This is a genomic window from Sporocytophaga sp. (assembly GCF_017745095.1).
In the GTDB taxonomy this organism is placed as follows: domain Bacteria; phylum Bacteroidota; class Bacteroidia; order Cytophagales; family Cytophagaceae; genus Sporocytophaga.
The window spans coordinates 673,936-685,739 of the sequence record NZ_JAGHZZ010000001.1 but is presented as its reverse complement, the minus strand read 5'-3'; the positions used below and the strand labels follow the sequence as shown (position 1 = coordinate 685,739).

The 11,804-nt window shown below is 38.6% G+C and carries 4 protein-coding genes; 1 reads left to right on the top strand and 3 read right to left on the bottom strand.

Features of this window, described 5'->3' with window-relative positions; all coding sequences use genetic code 11:
- The 3 genes from J7604_RS02715 to J7604_RS02705 all read right to left on the bottom strand — a co-directional run.
- Positions 1 to 2,338, bottom strand: a 2,338-nt coding sequence (locus tag J7604_RS02715) for a family 43 glycosylhydrolase (protein WP_367113547.1), incomplete at its 3' end; no start/stop codon positions are given.
- Positions 2,335 to 4,959: an endo-1,4-beta-xylanase gene (locus tag J7604_RS02710; protein ID WP_293890619.1), complete on the bottom strand. Its 2,625-nt coding sequence runs from the start codon at positions 4,957 to 4,959 to the stop codon at positions 2,335 to 2,337. The genes J7604_RS02710 and J7604_RS02715, both read right to left, overlap by 4 nt.
- A 284-nt stretch (positions 4,960 to 5,243) precedes the next feature.
- The gene (locus J7604_RS02705; protein ID WP_293890616.1) at positions 5,244 to 8,927 is read right to left on the bottom strand and encodes a carbohydrate-binding protein; all 3,684 of its coding nucleotides are present in this window, start codon (positions 8,925 to 8,927) and stop codon (positions 5,244 to 5,246) included.
- A 1,294-nt stretch (positions 8,928 to 10,221) separates the two neighbouring features.
- Between J7604_RS02705 and J7604_RS02700 the strand changes: the two genes are divergently transcribed.
- Positions 10,222 to 11,604, top strand: coding sequence for a hypothetical protein (locus J7604_RS02700; protein ID WP_293890613.1), 1,383 nt, complete (start codon positions 10,222 to 10,224; stop codon positions 11,602 to 11,604).
- Positions 11,605 to 11,804 lie beyond the last annotated feature (200 nt).

Below are 11,804 nucleotides of genomic sequence, written 5' to 3'. Positions count from 1 at the left end.
TTAAAGTAAAAGTCATAAAGTTCATGTTCACATAATCTGTAGATCCTATTGTGACCCTCATGATTTTCTGGCCCGCAGAAAGATTGATGTCTTTCACATTTACAGTCTGCCAGGTTTGCCAGCCAGCTGTATTAGGAATAGCTATATTGCTGGCAATATCCTTACCATCCATAGCTACTGATACAGTTCTCCCATCACCACTGCATGCAATACGAAGAGCCATATCATAAGTACCTGCTTTAGTCACATTTACACTGTATTCAAGCCACTCACCTGCCGTGGTATAGCCCAAATTATAGCCTCCGCCTACATCAGTGCAATTCTCTATATCCACATCTTCATCTGTTCTATAATTGACTACAGGCGTTACCGCACTGCCAGGACTATCATCTTTATAAGCTACCCCATTACCACCAAGGTCATATTCCTCTAACTGTATCGTACCAGGAATAATATGCGCTGTCCCTTTATAAGGCCCCTGAGGTACATTTACTTTAATGGTGATTGAAGATTCCGCAGTTTTTCCCTGATTGTCCGTAGCAATTGCCTTCAGATTATAAGTTCCTGCAGGCACTTTGCTCCACACAATGGAATATGGCGAAGAATTATCAGATCCTAACAAAGTATTTCCATTATAGAACTGAACATTGTTGATTGTGCCATTTGGAGAGCTTGCAGAAGCAGTCAACGTAATGTCATCTCCGGCCTGATATGATTGCCCTGAAGCAGGGCTTGAGAAAGATACACTCGGACCATTGTATATGATATTATTCACACTTGCACCCACACGATAAAAATCAAAATCTGCATATCCTCCGGCTGATTTAGTCGCATAACTAAATAAACCAAAGCGATACCCCATAAAATGAGGAATGGTATACGCCATTTGCAAGCTTGTACCAATGGCAGTCCATGAAGTACCATTCAAACTATAATAAAAATAAGCTTTATCAGTGCGATTAGTGAAATCCATATCAATCCGAACATAAACAGTATTTTGATTCAGAGGAATGGCGGTCTTTTCACTTGGGGTGCCTGTAACATCGTCGCCAGTTACCATTATAATAGATTTGGTATTTCCTGACATTTTAACACCCACATAGCCATATTGCTTTTGAAGAGCAATCATTCCAGCATAATCACCATCTTTCATTCCAGAAACGTCTATGGATGTATAGGCTATAGACTTTGGACCAAATGTCCTTTGGGTTAAAGTATTGGTAGTCATTAACACATTGGGATCTGTCCGCTCGTTAGTTAAACGAAAATATCCTGGGCGTTGTGAGAGTGACCAATATTGGCTTTGGGGATTATGATTCCATTGCCAGGCCAACTGCAAGGGGCCCGAACTGCTAAATTCATCTGAAACTACAATGTTCCCTAAACCACCTCTACCTTTTGGAATATCTAAAGTTGTCGGCACAGCACTCAATACTGGCCAGCCATTCGACCATGTCATAGGAACCAGATACGGGATACGACCGACAGAACCAAAGTCTCTGAATAAATATGAATACCATTTACCGTCAGGTGTATCAATAAATGATCCCTGAGCCACACCCTGATCCTTTAAAATAACCCTTCCCTCATATGTACCGGTAATACTAGCACTGCGATGAAGAATCTGAGTGCGCATACCACCACTTGGCCAGCAGATATTATTAATATAATAATATCCATTAACCTTAAGGACCTGCGTTCCTTCTGCGTTAAGTCCTATGGGACCAGCAAGTGCTCCAGCATTTGAAATTAAAGTTTTATTTACTCCACCAGCCTTTACTGCTGATGCATCCGCTGTTAATTCAATAATCTTAATATCACCTCCACCATAAATAAGATATACCCGGTCATCATCATCAAAAAAAAGTGAACAGTCATGATAAGATGCATTCAAGGTTGAAACTGTCCAAGGTCCAGTTTCAATATTCGTCGTTTTATAGATATACGTTTTCCCGGTGTTTGCAAAAGTGGCAACATAATAAGTCCCATTCTTATAACGAATACTACTCGCCCAGGATCCATGTCCATATTCCTGCTTTCCATTATTTAGGCTATAGCTATCAGAATTGGCCAATGTCGTATAGCAATAATTAACAAGATCCCAGTTGACTAGGTCTTTGGATTTCATAATCGGAACACCTGGATTCATGTGCATGGTGGTGCTGCTCATGTAATAAGTATCTCCTACCCTGACCATCGAAACATCCGGCACGTCTGCATAGATGATGGGATTTGAAGCATTTTGAGCCTTTGTGATTGGCCTGATAAAAATTACCAGGCCAATTACAAATAGCAGATTTAATCCTGTTCTCTGAAATGAACTCCGTTTGTTTTTCATTTCTTCACTATTTTGTGAACAATTACATCATTATTATTTTCAACTATAAGGAAATAAAGTCCATCGCTTAAGTTTTTTCCAACCTTAAGGCCACCTTCTCCATTTCCCGATTCTACCAGTATACCGCTTACATCAGTAATTTTATAATTGAAATTTCCTGCATTGTTTATCTGTATACCAGTATCTGAAAATGGATTTGGAAAGACTGAAATTGACGAAGATTCATTCTCAGCAATACCTGTAATCACATCTTTGAATTCAACATAGTTAAGATTCATATAATCTGAATCAAAAGCGATACGCATTATATGTTCTCCCCCTGTCAGGCTTATATCTTTCAGAGTCACAGTTTGCCATGTTTGCCATCCTCCTGTGTTAGCGACAGTGATCGGACCGGTTACATTTATGCCATCCATTTCGATATGGAAGGTTTTACCCTCACCATCTGCAGCTATTCTCACATCCAGATCATAGTTACCTGATGCAACTACATTTACTGTATATTCAAGCCATTCGTCTTTAAGGATATAACCCACATTGTAAACACCTTCGACATCCTGTGTAGTTTCTATATCCACTTCATCGTTTCTGAGTGTTGCTTTTCCTTCATTACCATTGGCATTGGCTTCGTGATATGCAAGGCCTTCTCCACCAAGATCATATTCTTCAGCTTCTATTCTGCCTGGAATCAAATGCGCAGAACTTTTGAATGGTTCCTGTTTTAGTTCTTTGGTTAAAGTAAAAGTCATAAAGTTCATGTTCACATAATCTGTAGATCCTATTGTGACTCTCATGATTTTCTGGCCCGCAGAAAGATTGATGTCTTTCACAGTTACTGTTTGCCAGGTTTGCCAGCCAGTTGTATTGGGAATAGCTATATTGCTGGCAATGTCCTTACCATCCATAGCCACTGACACAGTTCTGCCATCACCGCTACATGCAATACGAAGAGCCATATCATAAGTACCCGCTTTAGTTACATTTACAGTATATTCCAGCCATTCACCTGCCGTGGTATAGCCCAAATTATAACCTCCGCCTGCATCTGTGCAATTCTCTATATCCACATCTTCATCAGTTCTATAATTAACTACAGGCGTTACCGCACTGCCAGGACTATCATCTGAATATGCAGCGCCATTGCCTCCAAGATCATATTCCTCCAGTTGTATCGTACCAGGAATAATATGCGCTGTTCCTTTATAAGGCCCCTGAGGTACATTTACTTTAATGGTGATCTGGCTTTGAGCAGTTGCTCCGTTATTATCTGTAGCCACGACTTTAATGGTATATGTCCCAGCTTGCACATTTGTCCAATTAAAAGTATAAGGTGCTGTATTATCAGAGCCTAATAAAGTAGAACCATTATAAAACTGAACATTACTAATACTGCCATCGGCATCAGATGCATCTGCTGTCAGCGTGATCGCAGCTGGTGATGTAAATAACGTATTTTCCGCAGGAGAAGAAAATGTAACTGTAGGAGGATTATTTCCCCCGTTACAAGAAGCAAATGGAGCAGGAGCAGGGCAACAAGACAAACTAGCCTGAGAAGCCATGTATTGTTTCAACCAGGTCATAGCAGGTCTCTCACCAAGTGGCTTGGTTGAATAGTTTGAGCTATATAAAAGACCAGTATCCGTCCCATTGGGCCCAAGAGTGCCATTACCACCTACCCAAGTACTTCCTTGAATGTATCCCCAAAGTGTAATACCAGCGACATGAGGGTGCTCCCAGGCAATTGGAATTAAAGTAGAATATACTGATTGTTGTTTAGATTCATTAGGGTTCGCATCTGAATCAAATTCGGTGATATGAATAGGTACACCTGTTTTGTTCCAGATTTCATCAATACAGTTTTTGAAATTTGTGGCAGTCAAATTGTTTATTCCGTGACATTGAAGCCCTACACCATCAATCAGATTCTTTTTACCATCTGTTAAGTTAGGAGCATTTTTTACTGCCTGAACCATTGCAATGTATGGAGCCCTGCAGTTATTCCAGTTCATCTCAATATTATATTCGTTGATTAGCAAGGTAGAATTTGGAAAATATTTTCTTGCAAGTTGAAAACACCAAATAACCCATCCGTATTGATTATTTTTATCATTAGCATTGGCCGGCTCAGCCTGGTAACCTGCAGTTAGGGCCGCCTTCATATTTCCTGGCATGGGAGTATTAACAGGTTCATTTAACACATCTATTAATTTTAGACCTCCCATAGGTGCATAGTGTGTTGAACATGCCTTAATATAATCTTCCACTCCTTTAGTTATAGTAGCAGCACTTGTACTAGAATTGCTGACCCATCCAGGAGTTTGTCCCCCCCAAACAAAGCAGTGATATTTAAACAAGCCATTGTTGTTTTTGGCCAAATTATAAGCAAGATCTGAATTACTAAAGTTATAGCTTCCTTTTGTTCCTTCTACTGACCCCCATTTGGAGCCATTTTCTGAAGTAACCTGATTCCAATATGTTCCATAATTGGAAGGAGTACTATAGGCTATGATATTACCAAAGTACTTACCCTTACATTTACCTATTTGAGCAAATGCAACTTTTGCGAACGATAGATATAAGAGACATGTCAGACAAAATATTTTTAGTACTGTCTTTTTCATAAAACTTCGTTTTAATATTTTTTAACAACAATTTCCCGCCTACAATTATTGATAGATTTTAGTAAACAGATTTTTCAAAAATTAATCAGGTATTAAAAATGATGATTATTAAAACCCTCATTTCAAGATCAAAACTATATCTTCATAAATAGTCAAACTAACAGGCCCAAAGAACCAATTCTATCATATGGGCCTGTGATTCAGAAATATTGCTAATGGCACTTCCGATATCTATGTTTAAATTTTAGATCATTAAAATATGCCAGCACAGAATTTCCTAGCTTTTATTGTCTTGCTATTTTATGAATGAAAACTCCATCATTATTCTCAATATTCAGAAGGTACATTCCAGATCTCAGGTTCAAACCAATTGCCATATCATCAGATCCATTGCCTGATTCAACTAAGGACCCGCTCAAATCTGTTATTCTATAAGTAAAATTACCCGCTTTGTGAATATGTAATCCCATGTTATTAAAAGGATTGGGAAAAATCTCTATTCCTGAAAGATTATTTGTCTTAACTCCCGTGATCACATCTCTGAACTCAACATAGTTGAGATTCATATAGCTAGCATCAAAGGCTATCCTCATTATATGTTCACCTGCTGTCAGACTGATTCCATTCAGTGTAACAGTCTCCCAGGTCTGCCAGCCTGCTGTGTTGGGTACATTAATTGGACCGGTAACATCTTTTCCATCCATTTCTATATGAAATACCTTACCATCTCCATCTGCCGCTACCCTTACATCAAGATCATATAATCCAGTCCCAGCTACATTTACTGAATATTCCAGCCATTCTCCTTGCAGAATATAGCTTACATTATAAGAGCCATCTGAATCCTTTGTTGCTTCTATATCTACTTCATCGTTCCTTAAACTTGCTCCACCTTCATTACCATTTGTGTTTGCCTCATGATAAGCCAAACCTTCTCCTCCAAGGTCATATTCCTCTGCTTCTATACGACCTGGGATCATATGAGCTGACTGGTTATATGCAGATTGTACTCCTTCTATGGTTATGATTACTGGTGAAGAGGTAGTACTTTGTCCTTTATCATCTGTAGCTATTGCCGTTAAAGTATGGACTCCCGAAATCATTCCTGACCATGCATAGCTGTATGGTGCGCTATTGTCCGTGCTGAGCAAAGTTGTTCCATCATAAAATTTAACACTGACAATACTACCGTCAGGGTCTGAGGCCGTTGCGGTTAAAGTAATTGTTTGCAAAGTAGTTCCGCTTGCTGGGGCTACAAGAGATACAACCGGAGCTTTGTTTGTCTCCACTGCTGTAAATGTTAAATAGTTCAGGTTGACATAATTCTGAGATCCTATTGTAACACGCATTACATAAGTACCCGCTGTCAAGCTGATATTGTTCACTGACACATTTTGCCAGGTTTGCCAGCCTCCAGTGTTTGGCATGGCTATATTATCAGCGATAGTCGTATTGCCCATTGCAACTGTCACAGCACGGCCATCACCATCGCATGCAGCTCTGAAATCAAGTTTATATAATCCGGTTGAAGTCACGTTTACACTATATTCCAGCCATTCACCTGCTGTTGCATAACCTATATTATATCCACCACCTGCATCTGTGCAAGCTTCTATATCTACATCTTCATCTGTTCTGAAGTTGACTACTGGTGTTACAGCACTGCCGGGACTATCATCCGAGTAAGCAACACCATTGCCACCTAAGTCATATTCTTCCAACTGAATTGTGCCAGGTATAACATGTGCTGTTCCTTTATAAGGACTTTGAACACCTTGAACTAAAACTGAAATTGAAGAAGAAACCGTGCTAATACCCGTGTTATCTGTAGCTTTTGCTGTAATTATGTGAGTTCCAGCTTTCGCGCCAGTCCAGGTAAAGCTATAAGGTGCACTGTTATCCGTTCCCAATAAAGTAGAACCATCGTAAAATTCTACATTTGCAATAGTTCCGTCTGCATCTGCAGCTGTTGCTGTGAGCGTAATGGTTTCCTGCGTTGTAAAACTGCTGTTGTTAGCTGGAGCTGTAATACTTACAGTGGGAGGTGTGCCTACTATATTGAGAAATTTAATAGTATTTACAAAAAAAGAATTTGCACCACCTACCCATCTCAAATATACATCATGTTGTCCTGAAGCATTAAATGAGCCAGTCACGTTTTTCCATGTATCAGCTCCTCCGGTACTGGAAATGGGAATTGTAACAACTTTTTTTCCTTCGCCTCCTATATTATCAAGCCATATTTCCAAACTAGCATTCCCGCTTGCTGAAGCTACATTTACCTCAATACCGCTGGCAGTGGTATTACCTCCGCCTAAATCCACTCCTGCCATCATAAGCCAGTCTCCGGTGGTACTATTAGTAACTGTCCTTCCCGGGGTTTTATTCGAATAAGTCACACCATACCAGTTGTTTCTTCCTTCTACTTTAATTGGAGTAAACCCATATCGATAACTGTACATGTCAAAATCTGCTGTGGTATTTGAGGCATACAAACCTACAGATGTTCCCACCCATTCATTATAATTTTCTTGTGACTTGTCAAGGCTGGAGACATCTTTAGTACCAATCTGTGACCAATTGATCCCATCAGCGCTATAATAGCCCGTAAGGATATGAGCTGCACGTTCAACCCGAAGCCATACCACATTACCGATAGTATTATTTACTTCAACAGTAGTAGTTCCGGTAAACTGCATTCCTATCTTCTTTCCTCCATTGTAGCCAGAATAAAGTGTGAAATAAACAGCATCTTTACCATTCGTTAGTCTGAGACCTGCTTGTTGTCCATTAGCCGTGGCATTGAAATCAACCTTAGTGGTTAATGAATAATATTTCCCTTTGTCCTTTTGCAAAATATGGGTTGTACCACTTCCTGCCTTCAATCTCAAATAGCCAGGTTTCTCAGTAAGGCTGAATTTCCCATAATTGGCCTTGTTGAAGACATGCCAATCAAGTTTAAGTGTGGTAGACTCAAAATAGTCTGATTTTCCAAAATCATAAATATAGCCAGCTGTATTAGCCAAATTAGGCCCCAATACAGGATTGGTACTAACAGGCTCTCCTTTGGGAACTCCATTCGCATCCCAATTAACCCTATGTAAGTGACTTTGGCGACCTTGACCTTCCCAACCTCCATTGTCGTAAGCATGAGATAGGCACCACCAGGATCCATCGGACAACATCACCGGATTGGTTACATGGTTAGGACCGGTAAAACCACCGGGGCTTGAAGCGTTTGCCCAAAAATTACCGTGTCTCGTCCAATCTGATTCTACATTGGAAAGCTTGGCAGAACTCAATACATATTGTCCCCCTGTTACGTTTCCCGCGACAAACATATAATAACGTCCATTTCGTTTGCACATCACAGGCCCTTCAGCCCAGCTATACTGATTGTTTGCATTAACCCAATTCATATTCAAAGCCTGACCTGAAGGCTGACCATCCATTCCCAATTTCTGAAGACCATTGTTGGCCTGACCATTTTTCAATAGCATGTAAGGGGTTCCATCTGTATCTACAAAAACGGAGTTGTCATACCCATACACACCAGTATTGGTATTGACCTTTACCGGCGCCGACCAAGGGCCGGCAGGATTCGTTGCTGTGCAGAAATACTGTCCGCCACCCGCATTGTTTGAGAAGTAGACCCAGAATTTGTTGTTAAAAAAAACAATCGATCCTTGCCAAGTACCCGCTTGTGTAGCATCGTTATTGGGTATACTGGAGGAAGTAGGAATAACTCTTGAAATCACCTTCCAATGCAACAAATCTGTAGAATGAAGTATTGGTAAATAAGGTGCAAAATGAAAATTTGAACCAGTGGTGTAAAAATCATTACCCTGTTTCCAGATCGTCTGGTCTGGGTGATCACCGGGCAAGATAGGATTTACATATGATTGTATACCATTTGGTCCCGGAGCATTGGAGATCTGAGCAGATATACCCATAACAATAAGTAGCATAGCTCCAAGACAAAAAAATATAGTTCGTTTAATCTGATACATATTCTTTTTGATTTTTCGTATTGATTACTGAAGAAAATTTTAACTTAAATTTATAAGAACACCTTCCTTACCAATCTATAAACTGTTGGAAAAACATAATTTGACTAGCAACAGACTAAATGGTTTACTACTCTAATCACCCTTTCCATTGTTCTTCTCAATCTGCCCACCTTTATCTTAATGAGTTTATTAGACTTAATAGCACATCTACCAGACTTAAAATTGCACACCTACAAAATGGAGATTCAAATAGTAAACACTAATGAAAAAAAATAAAAAAAATATTCTTGGTAATTAATTAGAATTGACTTTACAATGTAATGAAATCAGGCAATAAGGGGCCAGAACATATAAAAAAACAAATGGAAAAAAATTAATTGTTACAAAACAACTTCATAAAGAGGCCCCCAACATTCACCTGTCTTGGTTAGCAGAATATTTCCAACCAAGTAGAAAATTGATGAATAATAGCGATTGAATTCAGCAAAATAACAGTGTTGTAATCATGGGGATAGCTTATTTGAGGATTATAACTGAAATAAACCATATCAGGCTCAACATACAATTCTATAATCTGAACAGAGCATTCCGTGAATATAAAGTCTGTAACCTAAAAAATTTTATGCACTGAATGTAATATACGAAATCTGAATATCTTCGTAGGGTCTTTTCGTTTTCTCCTCATTACAAGATGTTTTCTTAAAAAGGATTTTAGCTTTTTTAACTTCATAATAATCTTTAGTCTTTTAAAAATTTCAGTATAACAATTCTACTATTTCATAATTTAGTTTAACAATCACAGTCGGTTTAAAATAAATAATTGTCAATGCAATTTGTATGAATGCAGATTTATGGAGCTTTGGATAAGTTATAAACCAAAGGGCAAAGACTTCAGTGAATAATATAGTATATAGACGACTATCTACATTGAAACAGTCAAAAAGTAAACATGATTTTGCACTATAAGTAGATTCCCTTATTATCTATCTGAAAATAATTTAGTAAAACTCATACTGATTCCTAATAGGCCGAAAAATGATTTATTCTAACTCGAATGTTAAATTTGAATTAGAGTAATTATAGGAACCTTTTAATCCTCTCTTCTGACTTTCGCTTAGGGCATCATAAAATTAAAAGCATTTTTATATGAATTACCTTTGAAACTTATAACTATTTTATTTTTCAGCAGGCGACGTTTCTTTTTTTTGTCCGGTCCATATAATAAAAAGCATTTATCTATCGACAAAAAACTATGAAAACAAAACTCTACTTAAAGGGATTGCTCACGCTGGCAATTGTACCTATCTTTTCAATCAGTGTCAATGCTCAAAGGAGCGAGCCTCTAGGATTAAAGGGAGTAGTAAGCAGTGCCCCCCCAGCTCCATTAAGTGATCCACATGTACATTCGCATGTAAAACCTAATCGTCCAGGAAGCAGCGATTCTCTTTCTTTTGAAGTACATGCTCCGTTATCAGAAAATTTCACCATGACAATTTCTGATTCTGCCAATCTTGTAATACACACTTTAAGCGTGCATGGAGGAGATAATGCACTTCCTGTTCTTCCAATAGGTCATTATTCCTATGTACTGACAGATGCCCAGGGAATTATTGTTTCTAATGGTAAAATTGATGTGAAGGCTCCACATGTACACTCACATATAAAACACAATCCTCCTGCTGAGAGAGATTCGCTTTCTCTTGTAATAGATGCGCCTCTATCAGAAATCTTCACCTTGACGATTTCAGATACTGCAGACGTTGTAATAAATACTTTAACAGTACATGGAGGAGAGAATGCACTTCCTGTTCTTCCAATAGGGCATTATTCCTATACACTGACAGATGCCCAGGGAATTATTGTTTCTAATGGTAAAATTGATGTGAAGGCTCCACATGTACACTCACATATAAAACACAATCCTCCTGCTGAGAGAGATTCGCTTTCTCTTGTAATAGACGCGCCTCTATCAGAAATCTTCACCTTGACGATTTCAGATACTGCAGACGTTGTAATAAATACCTTAACAGTACATGGAGGAGAGAATGCACTTCCTGTTCTTCAAATAGGGCATTATTCCTATACACTGACAGATGCCCAGGGAATCATTGTTTCTAAAGGTAAAATTGATGTGAAGGCTCCGAAAATTAAAAGTTCTATACGCCCTGGACATGTTCACTCTGGAGATACTTTATCCATCCAGATAGATGCCGATGTAACACAATCATTTACCTTAAATATTTATACACTCACTGACAGTCTTGTTCAGACATTAACTGTCAATGGAGGTTCCAATGCATTGCCAGTTCTTTCTTCAGGATTTTATAGTTATGAACTTTTGAACAGTGATGGATACAAAGTATCTCAAGGTAAAATAGCTATACATCCTCCAAAAGTACACACTCTTATAGCTCCAAATCCATCAAATGCTGGAGAAGCCAATATTGCCATTGACGCACCCGTTACTGAAATATTTACCTTAAATATATATGATGCGGCAGATCTTGTGTCGACACAAATTATAACTGGTGGAGTTACTTCACTTCCCCCAGCACTGGATTCCGGAATTCACTTCTATACTGTGGTGAATGCCAAGGGAGACATTGTATCTAAAGGAAGGATCATGATTTATTAAGTGCAGGTTATTATGAATAAATTGAGCCCATTGGTCGCAAGGTCAATGGGCTTTTTATTTAAAAACTGACTATAAAAGGCTGAAAATTGGGTTTATAATCACATTTATGCATTCAGAGAATTCTTTATATAAACTTTCAATTCCAAATCAATTCTCCTATTTCTAAAATTCTACACCTCTGTCTATCAAACACTTTGACA

What these genes read in the sequence shown, in the direction of transcription:
- J7604_RS02705 (WP_293890616.1), bottom strand. Translation starts at nt 8,927, where the DNA reads ATGCTACTTATTGTTATGGGTATATCTGCTCAGATCTCCAATGCTCCG.
- J7604_RS02700 (WP_293890613.1), top strand. Translation starts at nt 10,222, where the DNA reads ATGAAAACAAAACTCTACTTAAAGGGATTGCTCACGCTGGCAATTGTA.
- J7604_RS02710 (WP_293890619.1), bottom strand. Translation starts at nt 4,959, where the DNA reads ATGAAAAAGACAGTACTAAAAATATTTTGTCTGACATGTCTCTTATAT.